Origin of the sequence: Enterobacter sp. RHBSTW-00175 (genome assembly GCF_013927005.1) — a bacterium.
Lineage (GTDB): Bacteria > Pseudomonadota > Gammaproteobacteria > Enterobacterales > Enterobacteriaceae > Enterobacter.
In genome coordinates, this window is sequence record NZ_CP055930.1 from 1,049,567 (window position 1) to 1,071,380 (window position 21,814).

Consider the following 21,814-nt stretch of genomic DNA (forward strand, 5'->3'; position numbering starts at 1 on the left):
ACCGCCGATTTGCGGTGCTTTTTTTTGTCCATTTTTTACCTCCCAAGTTTCTCCCCCCTGCGTTTCCTTTAACGACCTTGCCCTGCCGCCAAATTTGCGCGACGATCTAAGGACAGAAATGAGGAATTCCATGAACGCTTTCAGTCCCGCACATTTTCGCGAACAGTTTCCGGCGCTGGCCGATGCCGGTGTTTACCTTGATAGTGCTGCAACCGCGCTCAAACCGCTGGCGGTTATCGAGGCAACAGAGCAGTTCTATAGCCTGAGTGCCGGTAACGTCCACCGCAGTCAGTTTGCCGAAGCACAACGCTTAACCGCACGCTATGAAGCCGCCCGCGATCAGGTAGCGCGCCTGCTGAATGCCGAAAGCGGTAAAAATATCGTCTGGACGCGCGGAACCACAGAAGCCATAAACATGGTTGCCCAGTGTTACGCCAGACCGCTCCTGCAACCTGGCGACGAGATTATCGTCAGTGAAGCTGAACACCATGCCAACCTGGTTCCCTGGTTGATGGTTGCCGGGCAAACCGGGGCACGTGTCATCAGGCTGCCGCTGGGTGCCGATAATCTGCCCGATGTGGCTCGTTTGCCCGAGCTTATCACCGCCCGCAGCCGGATCCTGGCGCTGGGGCAGATGTCTAATGTCACCGGTGGCTGCCCGGATTTAGCGCGTGCCATTACCACCGCCCATGCCAGCGGCATGGTGGTCATGGTTGATGGTGCGCAGGGTGTTGTGCACTTTCCGGCAGACGTACAAAAACTCGATATCGATTTCTATGCATTTTCAGGGCACAAACTCTACGGGCCGACCGGCATTGGCGCCCTGTATGGCAAACCTGAGCTGCTGGCGCAGATGACACCGTGGCTTGGCGGCGGCAAAATGATTACCGAAGTCACGTTCGATGGCTTTAAAACTCAGGACATTCCTTACCGACTGGAAGCTGGCACCCCCAATGTGGCGGGGGTTATTGGGCTAAGCGCGGCGCTGGAGTGGCTTGGCGAAACGGACATCGTCCAGGCTGAAAGCTGGAGCCGCGGACTGGCAACCCTTGCGGAAGAAGAACTCAAAAAGCGCCCGGGATTCCGGTCGTTTCGCGTTCAGGATTCAAGTCTGTTAGCCTTTGATTTTGAAGGTGTTCATCACAGCGATATGGTGACACTTCTTGCCGAATATGGCATTGCCTTACGCGCCGGACAGCATTGCGCACAACCGTTACTGGCCGCACTGGGCGTCAGCGGTACGCTGCGTGCCTCTTTTGCTCCGTACAATACAAAAAGCGATGTCGAAGCGCTGGTTGCAGCCGTCGACCGCGCCCTTGAATTACTGGTGGATTAATGACTAGCCCCGCTTTAGCCGGACACCCGTTTGGTACCGTCATCACAGAAGAGACGCTAAAACAGACCTTCGCCCCACTTACCCAGTGGGAAGATAAATACCGTCAGCTGATTATGTTGGGTAAGCAGTTACCTGCTCTTTCAGACGCGCTTCGGGCACAGGCAAAAGAGATTGCCGGGTGTGAAAATCGCGTCTGGCTGGGGTTTAGCGCTACCGGCGAAACGCTGCATTTCTTTGGTGACAGCGAAGGCCGTATCGTTCGTGGCCTGCTGGCGGTACTGCTGACCGCCGTCGAAGGCAAAAGCGCCGCGCAACTGCTGGCCCATTCACCCTTAACGCTGTTTGATGAGCTGGGCCTGCGTGCGCAGCTTAGCGCCTCGCGCAGTCAGGGGTTGACCGCGCTTAGCGAAGCGGTGCAGGACGCGGCGCGACAGGCTCAGGCCTGACGTTCCGCCTTTGCCATCATTTTCTTCAGCGCGTGCGACACCGCGATAAAGCCAAAGGACGCGGTCACCATGGTGGCCGCGCCAAAACCGGAAGCGCAATCCATCCGTTTTGGCCCTTCCGCTGTGCTTTTCATGGCACAAACAGACCCGTCAGCCTGTGGGTAAACCAGCGCTTCTGTCGAAAATACGCAGTCCACACCCAGCTTACCTTTGCTGTTTTTCACGACGTTAAAGTCGCTTTTTAATCTCTCGCGCAGTTTCGCCGCCAGAGGATCCTGAATCGTTTTCGCCAGATCAGCCACCTGGATCTGCGTCGGGTCGATTTGCCCACCCGCGCCACCGGTTGTCACCAGCGGAACCTTGTAGCGACGGCAGTAAGCAATCAACGCCGCCTTTGGACGCACGCTGTCGATGGCATCAATCACGTAGCTATAGCCTTTGCTCATGTACTCAGCAACGTTTTCTGCCGTCACGAAATCATCAATCACCGTGACCTGGCACTCAGGGTTGATCAGACGAATACGCTCGGCCATCACCTCAGATTTGGCAAGACCTACGTTATCCCGCAGAGCGTGGATTTGTCTGTTGGTGTTGGTGACACAGACATCATCCATATCAATCAATGTGATGGCACCAATACCGGTTCTGGCCAGCGCTTCTGCCGCCCAGGAGCCGACACCACCGATCCCCACTACGCACACGTGCGCATCTGCAAACAGTTGCAGGGCTTTTTCGCCATATAAACGTGCCGTACCGCCAAAACGCTGGCGCCACGCATCGCTGATTACCACAGACATAAAACCTCAGATGTAAAAAGGGTGAGGTTATCCCTCACCCTGAACAGTAATCCGTATTCCGATCAGAATACCATAATCAGCCGCTGAATACGTTGCCGCCCGGTGCTGCCGCTTTCAGCACCCAGACACGCCCGTAGTGGTTATACCAGCCAGCACGATGACCAGCATCCGGGCCAATCCCCTGATAAATATCGAAATGCTGGCCCTTGATAGCGCCACCAACATCCAGGGCAACCATCAGGCGTAATTCATACTGGCCGCTAAATTTCCCGTTGTTATCCAACAGAGGCACTTCCGCCAGCAGTGTGGTACCCGCCGGAATAATTGAACGATCAGATGCCACAGAAGCACGGCCAATCAACGGTACGGCACTTGCCCCTTTCACCGGGGCATAGTTCTGCGGTTTGAAGAAGACGAAGGATGGGTTTTGCTCCAGCAGCTCGCGCACTTCGGCCTCGCTGTGTTTTTCGCCCCACTCGCGGATAGCCTGCATCGACATATCTTCTTTCTTCACTTCACCACGATCGATAAGCACTTTGCCGATACTGCGGTAGGCATGTCCGTTTTTACCGGAGTAGCTGAAGAAGTTAAGCGGAGAACCATCACCAAAATCGATATAACCACTGCCCTGCACGTCCATGATGAAGTTGTCCATCAGGGAGTTACTGTAGGCCAGCACATAGCTATCACTTAAGCCACCCGAGTAAATCTCTGCACGGGACGGTAAACGCCCACGTTTTGGTGGCATCCGGTAGATAGGGTACTGGAATTCGCCCTGACGGGTGTGTCGCGCCTGGATGACAGGCGTGTAGTAGCCAGTAAACTGGACGTTGCCGTAGTTATCTGCACCTTCCATCTGCCAGGCATCAATACCAAACTGGCGCATATTGCGCGTGTCGCCGCCCGCACGCAGCCAGTCCTGTACTGCACTGTAAACGTTATTCTGTGAGCCATACAGACGCGGTGACGCACTACGGATCTGATAGACCTGCTCGGAGAAATCCCCGGCGTTAATCGGTGCGCCTACGGCATCGGGTTGGTTAACTAAAGAGAAAGGCTGGGACAATTTCCCGTCTTTATACTGTTGACCGCGATCGGTCGGTTTGGAAGAGCAGGCCGCAAGAATAGCTACCATTGCGCCTGTCATTAGATACTTCGCCCAACGTCCTTTCATTATATCTCGTCTTTAAGTTGCCCTTATCCGCGTGATGAAGATAACAAACCACCAGGGCTAATGAAATGCAATCACATGCCCTTTGGCAAATTTTGCGCAAAAAATAGTCCACAGGATGCGATGTCGTTCAATTTACATACTAATTACATCAATTATGTAAAAAAGGGGTTGCATCACAAAGCTATCCGCGTATAGTGCGCATCCACGGACGCGGGGTGGAGCAGCCTGGTAGCTCGTCGGGCTCATAACCCGAAGGTCGTCGGTTCAAATCCGGCCCCCGCAACCAATTAAAATTTGATGAAGTATCTTCTATGAATAGAAGAGATTTTTGTTAAGTAGTTTGAATCACAGCAAGGCGGCGACGCAGTGAATCCTTAGAAGCTTACTCCAGTAAGTGACTGAGGTGAACGAGGAAAGCCAACGCAGATGTGATTTGAAATACGAAGCAAAAAGACGGACGCGGGGTGGAGCAGCCTGGTAGCTCGTCGGGCTCATAACCCGAAGGTCGTCGGTTCAAATCCGGCCCCCGCAACCAATCAAATTTGAAGAAGTAAGTTCTGCTAAAAGCAGAAGACGGACGCGGGGTGGAGCAGCCTGGTAGCTCGTCGGGCTCATAACCCGAAGGTCGTCGGTTCAAATCCGGCCCCCGCAACCAACACGTCTAAAACAATAAACACCCTTATGGGTGTTTTTTTGTATCTGTAATAAGTGAATTTGCCGGGTAATGCCCCGGCATCAGTCACTACCCTCTTCTGGCGAGCGTTGCGCTGTCAGAGAAATAGGCTTTAATTCCCGACAATATCGATTCCGCCACTTCCTGCTGGAACTTCGCCGTTTTGAGCTTGCGCTCCTCTTCAACGTTACTGATAAACGCCGTTTCGACCAGAATAGACGGTATTTCAGGCGCCTTCAGCACCGCAAAACCGGCCTGCTCCACACTGTTTTTATGCAGTTTGTTGACGTTGCCAAGTTTGCCCAGTACCGCTTTACCAAATTTCAGGCTGTCGGTAATGGTCAGGGATTGCACCATGTCGAACATGGTGTGGTCGACATAGCGATCGCCGCTTTTACTCACACCGCCAATCAGGTCAGAGGCGTTCTGAGTGTCGGCAAGGTATCGCGCTGCGGTACTGGTTGCCCCTTTTGTCGACAGCGCAAATACCGAAGAACCGCTCGGCTGACGGCTGGTAAAGGCATCAGCGTGGATAGACACGAACAGGTCCGCGCGCTGTTTTTGCGCTTTTGCCACACGGACTTTCAGCGGAATAAAGATATCTTCATTACGCGTCATGTAAGCACGCATGTTGCCTTCTTTGTCGATCAGCGCTTTCAGACGTCGCGCAATTTGCAGCACCACATCCTTTTCACGAGTGCGATACTTCCCGACCGCACCGGAGTCCTCTCCACCGTGCCCCGGATCAAGCATGATCACGATCGGGCGATCGCGCCCGGCTTTACCGGGTTGCGGCCCGCTTTGCGCAGGGGGAACCTGACGCTGAAGATCGCCTTTGTTGTAATCTTCCAGCAGTGCCAACAGCGGATCCTGGATATCCGTGGCATTCGACGGATAGAGATCCATCACCAGGCGCTCTTTAAATGCGGCAACCGGTGCCAGAGCAAAGAGCTGCGGTTTAACGTTCTGCTTAAGCTCAAACACCATACGCACGGTTTGCGGATCAAACTGCCCCACTCGAGCAGATTTGATAAAGGGATCGTCGCCACGGATCTGCGCACTCATCCCTTTCAGGACGGAGTTCAGGTTAACACCTTCGAGATCCACCACGACACGTTCAGGGTTGCTTAGCGCAAACTGCTTATACTTCAGCACCTGATTAGATTCGACAGTCACACGTGTATAGGTTGACGACGGCCAGACACGCACCGCCACCACCTGACTGACAGCAGCAAACGCAACCTGACTGACGCTAAGCAACCACATCGCCCCGGCCCCTTGTAACAAGCGGCGGCGGCTTATTGTTGATTTGGATCCCGACATGCTTCTCCCGAGCAAGAAATCAAATTGATAAATAAACGCCCAAATTGACCGAAAACTTTAACGAATGACGCATAAACTGTCATCTATAAAAGGGTAAACAATCATACGTTAACGCACGCATTACTTATAAATTTCTATGCTTCGCGGAAAATTTAGGCTTGCGCGCGCGGCCACAATCGAATAAAAATACACAAATTACGAATAAACATTCATTAAGGGTTGTGTCATGGTGAAGGAACGTAGAACCGAACTGGTCCAGGGATTCCGCCATTCTGTTCCCTATATCAATGCCCATCGGGGAAAAACGTTTGTCATCATGCTTGGCGGTGAAGCCATCGAGCATGAAAACTTTTCCAGTATTGTCAATGATATTGGCTTATTGCACAGCCTCGGCATTCGTCTGGTTGTGGTCTATGGTGCGCGTCCGCAAATCGATGCCAATCTGGCCGCACATCATCATGAGCCGATTTACCACAAACACACCCGCGTAACAGATGCGAAAACCCTCGAACTGGTAAAACAGGCCGCCGGGCTTTTGCAGCTGGATATCACGGCGCGTTTATCCATGAGCCTGAACAACACCCCATTGCAGGGTGCGCATATTAACGTGGTCAGCGGCAATTTTATCATCGCGCAGCCGCTCGGCGTGGACGATGGCGTGGATTATTGCCACAGCGGTCGTATTCGTCGTATCGATGAAGAAGCCATTCACCGCCAGCTGGACAGCGGCGCAATCGTGCTGATGGGGCCAGTCGCGGTCTCCGTGACCGGTGAAAGTTTTAACCTCACCTCAGAAGAAATAGCCACCCAGTTGGCTATCAAGCTAAAAGCGGAAAAAATGATTGGCTTTTGCTCCTCACAGGGTGTTGTTAACGATGAAGGCGTAATTGTACCGGAATTATTCCCGAACGAAGCGCAGGCCCGGGTCGAAGAGCTGGAAGCGAAAAGCGATTACCATTCCGGCACGGTGCGTTTTCTGCGTGGGGCGGTAAAAGCCTGCCGCAGCGGCGTGCGCCGTAGCCACCTCATCAGTTACCAGGAAGATGGCGCACTGTTGCAGGAACTGTTCTCCCGTGACGGTATCGGTACACAGATTGTGATGGAGAGCGCCGAGCAAATTCGTCGCGCTACCATCAATGATATTGGCGGTATTCTGGAGTTGATCCGCCCGCTGGAGCAGCAAGGTATTCTGGTGCGTCGCTCTCGCGAGCAGCTGGAAATGGAGATCGACAAATTTACCATTATTCAGCGCGACAACCTGACCATCGCCTGCGCCGCACTCTATCCCTTCCCGGAAGAGAAGATCGGTGAAATGGCCTGCGTTGCCGTACACCCTGACTACCGCAGCTCATCACGCGGTGAAATGCTGCTGGAGCGCATTGCGGTGCAGGCGCGCCAGATTGGCCTGAGTAAATTGTTTGTTCTCACCACCCGCAGTATCCACTGGTTCCAGGAGCGTGGTTTTACGCCTGTGGATATTGATTCCCTGCCGGAAAGTAAAAAAGAGATGTACAACTATCAGCGCCGTTCAAAAGTGCTGATGGCCGATCTGGGATAGAACGTGCAGCCCTCACCCGAACGTGAGGGCCAACCTTTAGCTTGCCTCAAATATCGCGCTTAACCCGCTACGACGCTCCGTACGGGTGGCAATCGCCTGCACCAGTACACGCTCATCGGTATACAGCGACAGGCGCTTACGTGCGCGGGTGATAGCGGTATAAATCAGTTCACGGGTTACCACCGGCGAAAGCTGCGAAGGCAGGATCAGCGCGGCATGGTTGAACTCAGAGCCTTGCGATTTATGCACCGTCATCGCCCAGGCCGTTTCATGTTCGGGTAAACGGCTTGGCTGTACCGACTTCACGCTGCCATCGGGCATCAGGAACCACACACGCAGGCCCTGACCACGGTCGAGCGCAATGCCAATATCACCGTTAAACAGACCCAGCGCGCTATCGTTACGGGAGATCATCACCGGACGCCCTTCATACCAGCGCGAATGCGGTAAACGGGTAATTCTGCGCTTCTGAGCCAGCACCTGTTCCAGCCTCTCGTTCAGGCCTGCTACGCCGAACGGCCCTTCCCTCAGGGCGCACAGAAGCTGATATTCGCCAAAGGCGGCGATCACCTGCTCAGGGGGACGTTGCTGCTGTACGCTCGCAAGGAAAAGCTGATACCCCTGCAAAGCCTCATCAAGCATGGCCTGGTACTCTTCGCCATTTTGCAGCGATTTCTTCTCGATATCGTCAAACTCGCCGCTAAAGACCGAGCGTGTTGCATTGCGATCGCCACGGTTTACCGCCGCCGCAAGCTGGCCAATACCCGAATGGCTACCAAAGCGGTAGCTTTTTTGCAGCAGGCAAAGGCTGTCGCGTAATGCGCCTGCGAGCGGGTTGTCGTTGCCTGCCAGCACGCATCCGGTCAGACGCGCCAGCTCCTGCGCTCGCGCCGTGGTGTAGCCCAGGCTTGCATAAGTGCAAATATCCCCCAGTACCGCACCGGCCTCCACGGAGGCAAGCTGGTCACGATCGCCCAGAAAAATGACGCGCGCATGGGAAGGTAATGCCTCAATCAGGCGCGACATCATTGTGAGGTCAATCATAGACGCTTCGTCCACCACCAGCACATCAAGATGCAGCGGGTTGCCGGCATGATAACGCAGACGCTGGCTACCAGGCTGCGCGCCGAGCAAACGGTGCAGCGTGCTGGCCTCATTAGGGAAAAGCGCTAACTGTTCTTGCGTGAGCGGCAGTTTTTGCAGAGCACCACCTAACGATTCCGTCAGACGTGCCGCCGCTTTTCCGGTAGGTGCCGCCAGGCGAATACGGCATTTTTGTTCGCCAGACAGCTGGATGAGCGCCGCGAGCAATTTTGCCACCGTGGTTGTTTTGCCCGTACCTGGCCCACCAGAAATAACCGAAATCCGACGCGTCAGCGCCACGGCAGCGGCAACTTTTTGCCAGTCAATGGGCTCCTGCGAGGTAAACAGGCCATCCAGCGTTTGGCGGAGCAGTACCTCATCGCAAGGGAGAGGAGCGTTGGCCTCGCTAAAATAACGGGCGACGGTCAGCTCATAGCGCCACAGACGATTCAGGTATAAACGCCCGCCTGTAAGGATTAGCGGAGCGGGTGTTGAACCGTCACTGACGGCGGATGAATTGAGCAAAACGCGTTGCCAGTCCACAGCGTCACCCAGAAGAGCAAAACAGGATTGCAACGCGGGCGGGGTTTTGTCATCACAGACCAGTCGTGAAAGCGGCAGACACACATGCCCCTCGCCAGCATCCCGGCTCAGGATGGCTGCGGCAAGCATCACGGCAGGCTGTTCGCCTGCCACCATAATGGCGAATTGCACATCGAGTTGACGCAGCAGGCGCTGTTCTGTGGCCCCAAGCAATAATTCCTGCATTGTCATGCCACGTCCTCCGTGATTGCTGCAAACAGGCTATCCATTTTTTCAACCAAAGCTGCATCCGGGCGGGTGCGATATACCCCCGACTGCGGATCGGCGGCATCAACCCCGCGCAGGAACAGGTAGATAACGCCGCCAAAATGTTCTTCGTAACTGTAGTCAGCAATGCGATGACGCAGATAGCGATGCAACGCCAGGGTATAAAGTTGATACTGCAAATCGTAGCGATGAGACTGCATTGCAGCGGCCATCGCCTGCTGCGTATAGGCTTCGCTGTTCTCACCCAGCCAGTTCGATTTGTAATCCAGCAGGTAATAGCGTCCTTCATGGCGGAAAATAAGGTCGATAAAGCCTTTCAGCATTCCCTGTACCTGACGGAAATCGAGCGGCGGACAGCCCGCAGATAACGGATCATGTGCGCGAATAATCGCATCCAGCTCGTTCGCGTTAAGCGGGCTGACAATAGGAAGGTAAAACTCCATCTCCACCTGTTTGTCTTTGGCGGTGAGCTGGTTCAGGGAGATGCCGTTTTCCGTCAGCGGCGCTTGTAAGATTGCGCTCACCCAGGTTGTCAGCACCGGCTGCCAGGCGGCATCATAACCGCCCTTCTGCAACATCTCCTGCACCCATTCCGGGGAAACAGGTTGTGTGAAATCAAGCTCTTCAAACAAACTGTGTAAAAACGTGCCCGGCGATGCCCCGCGCGGGAACTGGTGCGGCGTAAGCATTGGCTCTACCTGCACATCGCCCACTACTGCGGCATCCACATCCAGCTTAGGCATCAGATCCTGCGCGATGCTTTGGCCATGCTGCTGCAAACCGGAGTAACTCGTTACGCGCCAGTTATCCGCAACGGTTCTCGTTATTTTTCGGGCATCCAGATCGGGTTCACGTTGTTCCGGCATTTCCCAACGATTGTTATCTGGCAGGCCAGGAACACGCAACGCAATATTCTCGTCGCAAATGGACTCAAGGCACTGACGCAGCCCTGCCGCATCTTTTGGCTCGCCCCGCTGGATAAGCCGCCCCACCGCGCTCAGATGGAAATCAGACTCTCCCGCTTTCTCTCCACGTCGACGGAACAGCGGTGCAATACCCAGGCTGCAATGCCAGACTGAACGGGTCAGGGCTACATAAAGTAGTCGCAAATCTTCTGCCAGACGTTCGGCTTCCGCCAGCTCAACGCTCGCATCGGCCTTGCTGAGGTCCAGCACTGCCTCAAAAGAGTCCCGGTCGTGATAAAACGCTTGATCCTGTGCCCGGTAATTCGCAATGAAAGGCAGCCAGACCAGTGGATATTCCAGACCTTTCGATTTGTGGATGGTGACAATCTGCACCAGATGCTTATCGCTTTCGAGGCGCATTTGCTGGCTTGAGGAGTTACTGTTGGGATCGGCAATTTGCTGCGCCAACCAGCGCACCAGGGCGTGTTCGCTCTCAAGCTGCGTGCCGGCCTCCTGCAATAACTCGCTGATATGCAAGATATCCGTCAGGCGACGTTCTCCGCCCGGCGTCGCCAGCATGTTCTCAGCAATATGACGCTGGGTTATCAGCTCACGCAGCATCGCCATAACACCGCGTTTTTGCCAGCGCTCACGATAGTGAACAAACTCTTCAACCACCGCATCCCAGGCAATTTCATCGTTGTTGAGCGCATCAATATCCCGGGCGTTCAGCCCCAACATTGAGCTTGCCAGCGCACTGCGAAGCGTACTTTCCCGCTCCGGTGACAACACCGCCTGCAACAGCCAGAGCAACTCCTGGGCCTCAAGGGTTTCAAATACGCTATCGCGATTCGACAGGTAGACCGAGGGGATATTCAGGATTGTCAGCGCGTCACGGATCAGAGCCGCTTCCTGACGACTACGCACCAGCACCGTGATGTCGGAGGCCTTCACCGGGGAGGCAGTTTCGCCTTTCCATAGCAGCGCCTCACCCCGCACGCCAGCACTGAGCCAGTCGCGAATTTGCGCCGCACAGTGCTGGGCCATCGCGTTCTGGTAGTCGCTTATCCCGAAGCCGTCTCCCTCCAGCAACCAAAAACTCATCGCTGGCTGAAATTCACCATTGAACTCAAAACGAAGGGCGGCGTTTTTAGGTGCAGATTTGACCGGTAAAAACGGGATTTCCCGGAACATGAAAGCGGCATCCATGCGCTCGAACAGCGCATTTACGCTCTCGACCATGCCGGGTGATGAACGCCAGTTGGTATCCAGCGTATAGTGCGCTTCTACCTCACTACGGGCTTTCATGTAGGTAAAAATATCCGCACCACGGAAGGCATAAATAGCCTGTTTCGGATCGCCAATCAGCAGCAGCGCCGTGTCCGGCTGCTGCCGCCAGATACGGCGGAAGATACGGTATTGTTGCGGATCGGTATCCTGAAATTCGTCGATCATCGCCACCGGGAAACGGGCACGAATGGCGGCGGCCAGGGCTTCACCGTTTTCGCTGCGCAGCGCGGCATCGAGCCGGCTCAGCATATCGTCAAATCCAAGTTCACCACGACGCTGCTTTTCACGAGCCACTGTTTCGCGGATCTCGGCCATTGCGCGGGTGATCATCAGATCATTAAGGGTCAATGGCTCGGCCAGCAAGGCTTCAATGGCAACAAACAGGGGATGTTCAGGGACAACGCCGTCAGCCTTCGTTCGTTCAATCAGGAATCGCTGCGAGAATTTTTCCAGCGCGTCCGGAAGCTGATAGCCCCGGGACTCTTCCTGCGCCCAGATGCTGATTTTTTCAATCCACTTTGCCTGGTTACCGCGGTTGAACTTGCGTCTGTCGATACCTGAATTTTCGACGATGGCCTCAATGTCACCGACCGACTCGTTCCATTTCTGCTTCAGGGCGGCAATTTGCGACACGATTTTTTCATGACGTGATGCCAGCGTTTCATCAGCCGGAGGGGGTGATTTAATCACCGGCGCTTCGCCCTGCAAATAACGGTCGATAGAGCGAAGAAGCTCTTCCGGCCCTTTCCATAACGCATGAACCGCTTCGGCAATATCGCGGGGCAATGGATAGCAATGACGACGCCAGAAATCCGCGCAGGCCTGATAGCGCAACTCAGATTCGTCTTCGATAAGCTGCTGTTCAAACAACATGCCGGATTCAAACGCATTCAGGCTCAGCATTCGCTGGCAGAAGCCGTGAATGGTGAAGACGGCGGCTTCATCCATTTGCCGCTCTGCTAACAGCAGCCACTGGGCTGCTTGCTGCTTATCGACAATCTCGTCCAGAAGACGCGCGTAAAGGGGGTTATCCGTGCTCTGGCGCAAGCAGGCGATGCGCAGTTCGTGGATGTTTGAACGAATACGCCCGCGCAGCTCAGCGGTGGCGGCTTCGGTAAAGGTTACTACCAGCAGCTCTTCCACACTCAGAGGGCGTGAAAAAGCCGCGTTTCCTCCAAGCCCGAGCAGCAGGCGCAGATAAAGCGCGGCTATGGTAAAGGTTTTTCCCGTTCCCGCTGAGGCTTCAATCAATCGTTCACCCTGTAGAGGTAAACGTAAGGGATCAAGGGACTCAGCGGTATCGGTCATTCTTTCTTACTCCAGGGCATAGATTGCTGCAATGCGCTGACGCTCTTCCAGACTTTCCAGCCTTTCGGGTTTACGTATTCCGTTTTGCCGTTCTGGCTACCGGAAACCTGAGACAAGATGGCCATTCCCTGCGGTTTGACTACCGCCTGATGGAAGAAATCGGCAACCTTTTGAGGCGTCAGCTGTTTTATCTCTGCCACTACTTTATCACGCGAATCGAAACTCAGATTACCGCGATCAAAATCTTTGCTCAGTTGCGAGGCTTCTTCACCCAAAGTTTGCGGCGGCTGCATCACCTGCGCGATAACCGCCTGCTGGATCTGGGCAAATTCTTCAGGCTTCATCGCACGCAGTTTTTCTTCTGCCTGCGGGAAGAAGGCCTGATAGCGCTTCCAGAGATAGACTGGCTGTTTATCACTGCTTTGCAGCAAGAAACCTAATCCCCACTGGCGCCCGACGTTCATTGAGAACGCGAAGACCGCGTAGCCAAGCTGCTCTTCAGTGCGCAGTTGATTATAGAACCAGGGTTGAATAATCTGGCCCAACACCGCACTCTGCGCCGAACTGGCGAATTCGTCATAACCAGTTGGGACAAATACCGCAGCCAGAGCGGAATCAGTACTGGTCCCAGGCTTTTCAAAAATCACATTCTGTTTTTTCTCAACCAACACATCCTGGTTACGACACCAGACTTCACCTTTCGAACCCAGTTGAGTACGCACATTCTGCGCCAGCGTTTTGGCCTGTTCTTCCCCCATATTCCCGACAATCAGGAATTCAGGACGGGTGTTAGTTTTCAGAGAATCACGGTAATCCAGCACATCTTTCAGCGAGACAGACGGCAGCAGAGCACGCCGGTCTTCACGCTGGAAATACGGGATCTGCGACAGCATCTGCGCTGGCATAATCGCCTGGTCGTAGGCTTTGCCTTTCTCTGCGGAGTCCATCATCTGTGCATACCAGGATTTCGCCTGCTCGAGCTGTTCTTCCGTTGGCGTGTAGCTGAAATACCCTTCAAGCAAGGCCTGGAACAACTGAGGTAAACGCTGGGTATAGCCGTTGGCATTAACCATCAGCCCGTTATTGGCATTGGTGGAGAAGCTAATCCCCCCGACCGCGGCCTGGTTGCTGAGCTGATCAAGCGCGATACCTGCCAGATAGTCGTTAAGTGCAAACAGCACCTGGTTTTTAGCGCTATCCATCGCTTTTGGATTACGCAGCACCACGCTGACATCCGCTTTCGGCTCATTCGCAAAATAATGGCTCGGCGCATAGACCACACGCAGCGTTGGCTCATCAACGATAAGCTCCGGGTGCGGGTACGCTTTTGTGGTTTTAATCAGCGAGAAATCATCCGGGATGTAGGGGTTCAGCTCCGGTAATTTAAGCGCGATCTCTCCGGCTTTTTTCTGCCAGTCAGAGAAGGTCTGTTCACTGATTTTATCCACCTGATAAGGGGCTTCCACGAAATAAGCCGTTTTATTGTGTGGCTCGTTCGGACTGATATACCAGATACGGGCATTCTGTGGGGTCATCATGGCCAGACGGGCTTTTACCGCCGCAGCATCGTACTGGTCGGCAATATTGACCGCATCCAGCGTGTGTTCAACCGGCACGCGGATCATAGTGTCGGCGAGCCATTCCACGTAGTCCATATCACGCGTGATAGAAGGGTAGCGGAAATCGAGATCCAGCACGTGTGCCAGCTCATCGAAATAGCTTTTATCTATGCCTTTATCACGTAACAGGGAGAGGTAGCTGAAAATAGCGGCAACCACTTCATCACGGTTGGCAAGGCCTTTATCCGTCAGGGTTGCGGAAATTGCCAGCACACCGCTGTTACCGTTCACAACGGGATCGGAATCAGCGCGGATACCTTCCACCAGCCCCTGTTTTTGCAACCAGTCGGAAAGCGTTCCCGGGCTACGGTTGCCAATAAGGTAGGTGACAAGTTCATCCGTTTTGCTGCGGAACTGCGCCGTATTGTTATCGATACGGAATTCAACGCGTAACACTTTGCGAGGAAGCGCAGGCACGTAATGGATCACAATACCTTTCTGCGCGTCCGTGACTACCGGCACGTTAATCTGCGGTAACTCAATGTTCTTATTTGGCACCCGACCAAAAGTTTGCGCGGCTATACCTGCCAGCTCTGGTAACGGTTTATTGCTGTAGATAACCGCTTTCATCAGGTTGGCTGAGTAGTATTTATCACGAAACGCATGCAGGGCATCGAGCACCGGGCTGTTAGGTTTGTCGCTCAGAGTATCCAGGTTACCGCCCGAGAAGCGCGAACCCGGGTGTGCCGGGTTTATCGTTTCGGCGCTGACCTGCGCCATTCGCATCCCGTCTCGCGTACGCGCCAGAGTCAGTTCCGCATTGACGGCATTGCGTTCACGATCGGCGTATTTTTTGTCCAGCAGCGGTGCCGCTATTGAATCCGCAAGGCGATCGACCGCCCCTTCCAGCGCATCGTTTTCAACTTCGAGATAAAACGCGGTACGGTAAGGTGCAGTGCTGGCGTTGTGGCTACCGCCATGCATTTTCAGAAATTCAGACAGACTATCAGGCTGCGGGTATTTTTTAGACCCCATCAGCGTCATGTGCTCAAGGTAGTGAGCAAGCCCCGGGTGGGCTTCTGGATCTTCAAGTGATCCAACAGGCACAACCAGCGCAGAAAGAGATTTCACCGCCTGCGGATCGGAAACCAGCAGCACAGTCATCCCGTTATCAAGGTGAATAGCCTGATACTGGCGGGTATCTTTTTCGCTCTTACGGATAGTTTCCTGAACGGGTTGCCAACCGGAATCTGCCTGAGTGATGGGTGCCCAAAGGGCGACAAACAAAACAAACGCTTTGAACAAGGTGCTGCCTGGCATTAACGGACCTCTTTATCACGGCTACATCATTAACAAACTACGTGCTGGACACGCCAACATCTCTTTCTCTGATACATCAGTCCGTGACAGGAATTGCATAATAAATGAACAGTCAAATATGCGCAATTTTTATACGGTCATCAGGACTGATTAAATTTGAACAAAGGTAACAGGTAGCGCTGTGCCTCTTCCGTGATAGCGTCAAAGTATTCTGGCTCAAGCGTGCGCCATAAACGCTGATACCAGACATCTTCCCCTTCCCCGCGCACGATCATGTTCCCTTCGTACGCCTGGATAAATTTACTACGGGCTTTTTGCAGCGAAATGTTATCCGTTAACATGGCATCATTCTGCGCGTCATAACAGGCTTTTATCCACGCACCACCACTTTCTGGCAGCAGCAGCAGAGGTTTTGTCATCCCCTGTCGATATCCTTCGATGAATATCGAGAGATATTCCATTGCCTGCCCGGAAGCCATTGGTGGAAAGCGCCATTCCCCCTCTTTACGCACAAATAACCGGCTTTCACCTTCGTTGCCACCCGCACTGTAGACAAGGTGTTCGAGCCAGAGTTGCAATCCTTGTGAAACACTGAGCATCGAAGGTCGCCAGCGTAACAGCCCATCTTGCTGAACCTGGGGCAACCAGCCCGTAAGCTGGACACCGTTACAGTTGAGATCGATTTCAATACTTTTACCCGGCTTGCGGCATTCAATAACGCGCTCAGCAAGGGCCTGCATCTCCTGACATTGCGCATCCCAGGCGATTTCGCCAAACGCGCCATAAGGTAGCTGCCCCGCTGCGCGATAGCGGCGGAAAAGACTGTGTGCATCTTCCTGTTCAACGAGCGCATTCAAAAGCTGAAGGTTGAGCTGATACCGTTCGAGCCCGTCCAGCGTAAAGGGTTCTGAGTCCGGAATATCGTTCTCTTCAGAACGGAAGTTGACCTGCAATCGTTGCTGGAAGAATGCCCGCACCGGATGGGCCCAGAATCGCTGGAGCTGCTCAAAGGTCAGCGTGTCAAAAGGACGTGGTTCAAGCGCCTGAATAAAATCAGTGTACGCAGCGCCCTCTTTCTTCGCCGCAGGCAGCCACTCACGAGCATAGCTTCGGTACTCATTCGCTCCGTAGTTCACCGGGTCAAACGGCATTCGGGTATGGCTACAGGTAATATGCGCCTTTACCCGCTGCTCGCTTTCATCACAATTGCGCTCTTCATCGCCGGGCAGATAGTGGCTCTGCCCGATATAGTCCACGAGTTCCTGCACCAGTACGGACGGGAAGCGCTCACTGTTGTCCTGAATGGAACGCCCGATGTAGCTGATATAAAGCTTACTTTGGGCGGATATCAGTGCTTCGAGGAAAAGATAGCGGTCATCGTCACGGCGGCTACGGTCACCGCGCTTCGGCTGTGGGCTCATCAGGTCAAAGCCCAGCGGCGCTAATGCCCGCGGATAGATGCCGTCGTTCATACCAAGCAGGCAAACCACTTTGAAGGGGATCGAACGCATAGGCATTAAGGTACAAATGTTGACCGGCCCTGCGAGGAAACGCTGGCTGATACGCTCCTGATCAAGACGTTGTGTCAGTTCGTCACGTAACAGCGATAACGGAACCGCTTCCGTGTAGTGCGATCCGACCCCCTCATCCACGATGGCCTGCCACTGTTTTTCAATTAGCGCCATTGCAGCTTCGGTTTCACTATCAGGCAGGAAGAAATCGCTGAGCATTTCACGGCATACCGGCAGCCACTCTTCCAGCGGACGAGGCTGCATCAGTTCACGACGCCATCGGTTGAGCTGCATCAGGAGCGAAGCAAGATGGCCGACCAGCCCGGCAATTAAGCCGCTGGATTCGTCATAAGGAAGTACCTCATTCCACTCGCCCTGGCTGCTTTCCATGGCATAGCCAAGCAGCATTCGCGTCAACCCAAACTGCCAGGTATGTTGACCTGTCGGCGGGAGTTCGAATTCCTGAACGTTATCGTCGTCGATTCCCCAACGCACGCCGGATTCATTAACCCACTGTCGAAGGTAGCGCAGCCCCTCTTCGTCAATGTCAAAGCGCGCGGCCAGCACGGGTACATCAAGCAGGGCCAGCACATCTTCAGAAATAAATCGGCTATCCGGTAGCGACAGCAAGCTCACAAAAGCCTGTAATGCGGGGTGAGACTGACGCGCACGGCGGTCGGAAATCGCATACGGCAGATAGCGTTCTCCTGTTGCACTGCCAAATACCGCCTGAATAAACGGGCTGTAACTGTCGATATCAGCCACCATTACCACAATATCGCGCGGTGTAAGGGTTGGATCGTCCTGCAACATCGCCAGTAACCGGTCGTGCAGGATCTCTACCTCACGCTGCGGGCTATGGCAAACGTGGACCGTGATACTGCGATCGTCAGGATCCAGTCGTCTTTTATTGTTGCTGTGTGCAAATTCTTCCGCGGTGATGCCCATGACCGCGCGGTTTTCCAAATCCAGGATATCTAGCTGAATGTTGTGCAGCAGGCTATCCGGTGTTATTTCAGCAAACGCATCCACGTCACCTTCACCCGAAGAGGTGATATCAGAGAGCATGTGGATATAGTCGCGCCCCAGTTTTCCCCATGATGCCAGCAGAGGGTTAGGCAGGTTTTGAATCCCCTCTTCATCGAAAAGCTGCGAAGCGGTTGCACTGTCTTTAAACAACGGCACGGTGCGTTCCTCAAAGATGCGTCGTCTTTGGCGGGTAACGAGCCGTGAGAGCCAGCGGGAGTCCTGGATGTCACCCCAGTAATGTCGGCACGGGTTGGTAAAAAGAATATGGATATCAACATGCTTACCCAACGCTTTCAGAGCGTCCAGGTAAACCGGCGGTAAGGCCGATATGCCGCAGATAAACACCCGCGATGGCAAGCCGGGCGGGGGTTCAGAAGCCGTTTCCAGTATGGATATAAACTTGTCATATAAGTTCGCACGGTGCCATTTCGGCTGACCCAGCGCCTCAGTATGTTCCACCAGCGCTTTCCACAGCGGAGCCTGCCAGATTTGCGCTTCGGATAAACCTTCTACAAGTTCCCCCGCTTCCCAGCGAATTAACCAGTCGGAACGGTAAACCAGGTACTGGTCATAGAGATCGGCGGTACGCGACGCCAGCTGGAATAACTTGCGCTTGTCGGTGTCATCAGTGAGGTAGTGCCGCAGCATGGCAAACTCATCGCGCGACAGCATTCCAGGCAGCAGCGACATCAGCTTCCAGCTCATGCTTTGCTTGTTAAACGCACTCTGCTTTGGAATATCAGGCAACACGCGAACAAACATGTCCCAGATAAAGCTCGCGGGCAGAGGGAACTCAATATTTGCCGCGATGCCAAACTTTTGTGACAAGGACATTTGCAGCCACTGTGCCATACCGGTGCTTTGCACCAGCACCATCTCTGGCTCAAACGGATCGTCAAGGCGTTCTCGCTCAACGATAAACTCCATCAGCGCTTCCAGCACATCCAGACGATTTGAGTGATAGACCCTTAACATAAACGCTCCCGACTACTGGCTAACCGGGCAGTGCAGGCGAGTCATCTCACCGCGCTGCCCCAGAGGAGAAATAATAATAGCTGTGATGCTGACACATCCGGACTGCAATGTCTGCACCCGGCTCACCTGCCAGCCCGCTGGTAACGCGTTGACGTCAACCTGAGACTGATTCCAGGCGTTATGCCAGAGCTGACGATACTGGTTTAGCGTCACGAATCGGGACGCCAGAGCCCGGTAATAGCCGGACAATGCTGTGACGGTCATCACCAGAAGTACCATCGCCAGCAAGACTTCAACCAGACTAAAACCCTGCTGTCTGTTCAGGGCAACTGACATAGTGCATTCTCCTTCAGTGGGCAAAAATCAGTCCAGCCATGGGGTGAAAAACGTATACGCCCTTCTGTAATGTCCCCCAACCGCCACAACAGCTGGTCATGGCTTCCTGCGATCAGTAACACCTGATAGTCACTCAGCAGTCGCAAACAGACTCGTGATTGTTGACCAGGCTGCCTGCACTGAACATCAGGCTGTAGCGCCCATTGCTGGCCTTTGCCCCACTCCAGCGCCGACTGCACGTTGGCCTGGTGGTGGATGGCGTTTCTCTCACTACTGACCAGTGCGCTAAAGGTTTCAAGCTGTTGGTTTAGCCCCGTCAGGATCAAACTGCCGAGCACCAGCAAAAGCAGAACCATAGCCAGTGACGATATCCCGGATTGCCGGTTCACAGATTAAACCCCGTCACACCATAGCGCGCCAGATAAGCGTCGCCCTGCCCGTTTTTTCGGCTGGCGGCCAGCTCAATATTCAGCTCTGGAGCGAAACCAGAACGCTCACGCTTGCTTACCACGAATGTCTGGATAAAAAGCCTGTCCGGGTCGGTTAGTTTTTCCCAGCCTTTGCCATCGCATGATGTCGCACCGCGCAGGGTTTCCAGTGAACCGGACTCCAGGCGAAAGCCCGTACTGTCGTTTTCCGATGCAGACATATCCCAGATACCATTGCTGTTCGCATCCCATCGCACTATTACGCAACGCCCTTGCCGACCAATGACCAGTCCTTCTCCCTGACAACCTCCTGCGCAGTATCCCGCTCGCTGAAGGTGCTTACCTATTGAAAAAAGCCGTTGCCAGACCTCCTCTTCAAGCTCCTGTCGACCTGATTGCAGCAGAACAGCCCGCTGCATCCCGGGTAAAAACCGGGCAGTGCTCAACAGCAGAATGCTGCCAATCAGCATGGCAATCAGCACTTCTGTCAGCGAGAAGCCGCGTTGCTTTAACGACATACACTCCCTCCGGCGGTATTACACATCCTGATTCGACTTGTGTTAGAGACAATCACCAGCCATTCACCCGCCCCACTGCTCACCCGAACGTGCCCGGCCCATGCTGTATCTCTTAGCCCATAGAACCCAAGCGCAGGAGTCAATTCAGTGATAGTGACCTCCGGCCAGAGTGGTTTTAGGACAAAGGCGCCACCCGCCTCACAGTCCAGGACAACGGAGCTGAAAAGACACCCGCTTTCCCCGTTCTCCTGAAGGGAAATTTTATGTTCACGGTTATGCCTGTTGGCATCGTTGCGCAGGAACACAAGGTAGTCACGTACCTGGCTGGCGGTTTGCCATAAACGATGCTGCTGTTGCCAGCTGTTCCAGCTGTAAAGCCCGGTAGAACTAAGAATGACAACCAGTGAAATAGCGACCAGGGTTTCGATTAGCGTAAAGCCCGTCTGTTTTTTCATGGCGGCAGTGTGGTACAGCGCAGTAAGGCTGACGAGTCAAAAATCAAGACATTACGAGGTGCTTTCCAGTGAATTAACCCTGTTGCAGGGCTTTGCAAAATCGCTGGATAGCAGCTCGAAAAACAGAATGGAGGCGAAAAAAAAACCGGCGCTAAAAAGCACCGGTTGTGTCAGGATTTACGCTATTAGATAGCGACAGGAGCTTTGATACCTGGATGCGGGTCATAACCCTCAATTTCGAAATCGTCAAAGCGATAGTCGAAGATTGATTCCGGTTTACGTTTGATAACCAGTTTCGGCAGTGCGCGCGGCTCACGGGTGAGCTGAAGATGCGTCTGTTCCATGTGGTTGCTGTACAGATGGGTATCACCACCCGTCCAGACGAAATCTCCCACTTCCAGGTCACACTGTTGCGCCATCATGTGCACCAGCAGCGCATAGCTTGCAATGTTAAACGGCAGGCCGAGGAACACATCGCAGGAACGCTGATAGAGCTGACAAGACAGTTTTCCGTCTGCGACATAGAACTGGAAGAACGCATGGCAAGGCGCCAGCGCCATTTTGTCCAGTTCGCCAACGTTCCACGCCGAAACGATAATGCGGCGCGAATCCGGGTCGTTTTTCAGCTGGTTCATCACAGTGGTGATCTGGTCGATATGGCGGCCATCAGGCGTTGGCCATGCGCGCCATTGCTTTCCGTATACCGGGCCGAGGTTGCCGTTATCATCTGCCCATTCGTCCCAGATAGAGACGTTGTTTTCTTGCAGATAAGCCACGTTGGTATCGCCTTGCAGGAACCAGAGCAGTTCATGAATGATCGAGCGCAGGTGGCAGCGCTTTGTCGTCACCAGTGGGAAGCCTTCTTGCAGATTGAAGCGCATCTGGTGGCCAAAAATGGAGAGCGTGCCGGTACCGGTACGGTCATTTTTCGGCGTGCCCTCATCGAGCACTTTTTTCATCAATTCAAGATACTGTTTCAT

Annotated in this window: 15 protein-coding genes and 3 tRNA genes; 6 read left to right on the plus strand and 12 right to left on the minus strand. The window is 53.9% G+C overall.

Features of this window, described 5'->3' with window-relative positions; translation table 11 throughout:
- The first annotated feature begins 130 nt into the window (after nt 1-130).
- Nucleotides 131-1,336: a cysteine desulfurase CsdA gene (csdA, locus tag HV107_RS04920; protein WP_182062277.1), complete on the plus strand. Its 1,206-nt coding sequence runs from the start codon at nt 131-133 to the stop codon at nt 1,334-1,336.
- A complete protein-coding gene (csdE, locus tag HV107_RS04925; RefSeq protein WP_182062278.1) occupies nt 1,336-1,782 on the plus strand; it encodes a cysteine desulfurase sulfur acceptor subunit CsdE in 447 nt (148 codons plus the stop codon). The genes csdA and csdE overlap by 1 nt, the downstream gene beginning before the upstream one ends.
- On the opposite strand, the gene tcdA is transcribed toward csdE, so the two are convergent.
- Nucleotides 1,773-2,579, minus strand: a complete 807-nt coding sequence (gene tcdA, locus HV107_RS04930) for a tRNA cyclic N6-threonylcarbamoyladenosine(37) synthase TcdA (protein WP_182062279.1) — start codon at nt 2,577-2,579, stop codon at nt 1,773-1,775. The two genes, csdE and tcdA, sit on opposite strands and share 10 nt — an antisense overlap.
- 76 nt (nt 2,580-2,655) lie before the next feature.
- On the minus strand, nt 2,656-3,753 hold the full coding sequence (gene mltA / locus HV107_RS04935; protein ID WP_182062280.1) for a murein transglycosylase A: 1,098 nt from the start codon (nt 3,751-3,753) through the stop codon (nt 2,656-2,658).
- Nucleotides 3,754-3,962: 209 nt separating this feature from the next.
- Here mltA and HV107_RS04940 point away from each other — a divergent pair.
- The 3 genes from HV107_RS04940 to HV107_RS04950 all read left to right on the plus strand — a co-directional run bounded on the left by HV107_RS04940 (nt 3,963) and on the right by HV107_RS04950 (nt 4,408).
- Nucleotides 3,963-4,039, plus strand: a tRNA-Met gene (locus tag HV107_RS04940).
- Between the two features lie 172 nt (nt 4,040-4,211).
- Nucleotides 4,212-4,288: transfer RNA gene (locus HV107_RS04945), tRNA-Met, on the plus strand.
- A gap of 43 nt (nt 4,289-4,331) precedes the next feature.
- Nucleotides 4,332-4,408, plus strand: a tRNA-Met gene (locus HV107_RS04950).
- A gap of 87 nt (nt 4,409-4,495) precedes the next feature.
- Here the strand turns inward: HV107_RS04950 and amiC are convergent.
- Nucleotides 4,496-5,749 (minus strand): N-acetylmuramoyl-L-alanine amidase AmiC, encoded by a 1,254-nt coding sequence (gene amiC / locus HV107_RS04955; protein WP_014071587.1) that lies wholly within the window; start codon nt 5,747-5,749, stop codon nt 4,496-4,498.
- 226 nt (nt 5,750-5,975) lie between these two features.
- Here amiC and argA point away from each other — a divergent pair, with 226 nt between their 5' ends.
- Nucleotides 5,976-7,307 (plus strand): amino-acid N-acetyltransferase, encoded by a 1,332-nt coding sequence (gene argA / locus HV107_RS04960; protein WP_182062281.1) that lies wholly within the window; start codon nt 5,976-5,978, stop codon nt 7,305-7,307.
- A 36-nt stretch (nt 7,308-7,343) separates the two neighbouring features.
- Here the strand turns inward: argA and recD are convergent, their stop codons facing one another.
- The 9 genes from recD to thyA form a co-directional block, all read right to left on the minus strand.
- Complete coding sequence (gene recD / locus HV107_RS04965; protein ID WP_182062282.1) at nt 7,344-9,164, minus strand: exodeoxyribonuclease V subunit alpha; 1,821 nt, start codon at nt 9,162-9,164, stop codon at nt 7,344-7,346.
- Nucleotides 9,161-12,703, minus strand: coding sequence for an exodeoxyribonuclease V subunit beta (recB, locus tag HV107_RS04970; RefSeq protein ID WP_182062283.1), 3,543 nt, complete (start codon nt 12,701-12,703; stop codon nt 9,161-9,163). The genes recD and recB overlap by 4 nt, the downstream gene beginning before the upstream one ends.
- Complete coding sequence (gene ptrA / locus HV107_RS04975) at nt 12,700-15,582, minus strand: pitrilysin (RefSeq protein WP_182062284.1); 2,883 nt, start codon at nt 15,580-15,582, stop codon at nt 12,700-12,702. Before ptrA ends, recB begins: the two co-directional genes overlap by 4 nt.
- A gap of 140 nt (nt 15,583-15,722) precedes the next feature.
- Nucleotides 15,723-19,097 carry an exodeoxyribonuclease V subunit gamma gene (recC, locus tag HV107_RS04980; RefSeq protein WP_182062285.1) on the minus strand — a complete coding sequence of 1,125 codons (3,375 nt, stop codon included), beginning with the start codon at nt 19,095-19,097 and terminating at the stop codon, nt 15,723-15,725.
- Between the two features lie 12 nt (nt 19,098-19,109).
- The gene (locus HV107_RS04985; RefSeq protein WP_182062286.1) at nt 19,110-19,433 is read right to left on the minus strand and encodes a prepilin-type N-terminal cleavage/methylation domain-containing protein; all 324 of its coding nucleotides are present in this window, start codon (nt 19,431-19,433) and stop codon (nt 19,110-19,112) included.
- Nucleotides 19,418-19,822 (minus strand): DUF2509 family protein, encoded by a 405-nt coding sequence (locus tag HV107_RS04990; protein WP_182062287.1) that lies wholly within the window; start codon nt 19,820-19,822, stop codon nt 19,418-19,420. The genes HV107_RS04985 and HV107_RS04990 overlap by 16 nt, the downstream gene beginning before the upstream one ends.
- On the minus strand, nt 19,819-20,379 hold the full coding sequence (locus tag HV107_RS04995) for a prepilin peptidase-dependent protein (protein WP_182062288.1): 561 nt from the start codon (nt 20,377-20,379) through the stop codon (nt 19,819-19,821). The genes HV107_RS04990 and HV107_RS04995 overlap by 4 nt, the downstream gene beginning before the upstream one ends.
- Nucleotides 20,370-20,834 carry a prepilin peptidase-dependent protein gene (locus tag HV107_RS05000; RefSeq protein WP_182062289.1) on the minus strand — a complete coding sequence of 155 codons (465 nt, stop codon included), beginning with the start codon at nt 20,832-20,834 and terminating at the stop codon, nt 20,370-20,372. The genes HV107_RS04995 and HV107_RS05000 overlap by 10 nt, the downstream gene beginning before the upstream one ends.
- 185 nt (nt 20,835-21,019) lie before the next feature.
- Complete coding sequence (thyA, locus tag HV107_RS05005; protein WP_182062290.1) at nt 21,020-21,814, minus strand: thymidylate synthase; 795 nt, start codon at nt 21,812-21,814, stop codon at nt 21,020-21,022.

Coding starts and splice junctions, on each gene's coding strand:
- recB (WP_182062283.1), bottom strand. CDS start 12,703: ATGACCGATACCGCTGAGTCCCTTGATCCCTTACGTTTACCTCTACAG.
- HV107_RS04995 (WP_182062288.1), bottom strand. CDS start 20,379: ATGTCGTTAAAGCAACGCGGCTTCTCGCTGACAGAAGTGCTGATTGCC.
- csdE (WP_182062278.1), top strand. CDS start 1,336: ATGACTAGCCCCGCTTTAGCCGGACACCCGTTTGGTACCGTCATCACA.
- HV107_RS04985 (WP_182062286.1), bottom strand. CDS start 19,433: ATGTCAGTTGCCCTGAACAGACAGCAGGGTTTTAGTCTGGTTGAAGTC.
- thyA (WP_182062290.1), bottom strand. CDS start 21,814: ATGAAACAGTATCTTGAATTGATGAAAAAAGTGCTCGATGAGGGCACG.
- recD (WP_182062282.1), bottom strand. CDS start 9,164: ATGACAATGCAGGAATTATTGCTTGGGGCCACAGAACAGCGCCTGCTG.
- csdA (WP_182062277.1), top strand. CDS start 131: ATGAACGCTTTCAGTCCCGCACATTTTCGCGAACAGTTTCCGGCGCTG.
- ptrA (WP_182062284.1), bottom strand. CDS start 15,582: ATGCCAGGCAGCACCTTGTTCAAAGCGTTTGTTTTGTTTGTCGCCCTT.
- tcdA (WP_182062279.1), bottom strand. CDS start 2,579: ATGTCTGTGGTAATCAGCGATGCGTGGCGCCAGCGTTTTGGCGGTACG.
- mltA (WP_182062280.1), bottom strand. CDS start 3,753: ATGAAAGGACGTTGGGCGAAGTATCTAATGACAGGCGCAATGGTAGCT.
- amiC (WP_014071587.1), bottom strand. CDS start 5,749: ATGTCGGGATCCAAATCAACAATAAGCCGCCGCCGCTTGTTACAAGGG.
- recC (WP_182062285.1), bottom strand. CDS start 19,097: ATGTTAAGGGTCTATCACTCAAATCGTCTGGATGTGCTGGAAGCGCTG.
- argA (WP_182062281.1), top strand. CDS start 5,976: ATGGTGAAGGAACGTAGAACCGAACTGGTCCAGGGATTCCGCCATTCT.
- HV107_RS05000 (WP_182062289.1), bottom strand. CDS start 20,834: ATGAAAAAACAGACGGGCTTTACGCTAATCGAAACCCTGGTCGCTATT.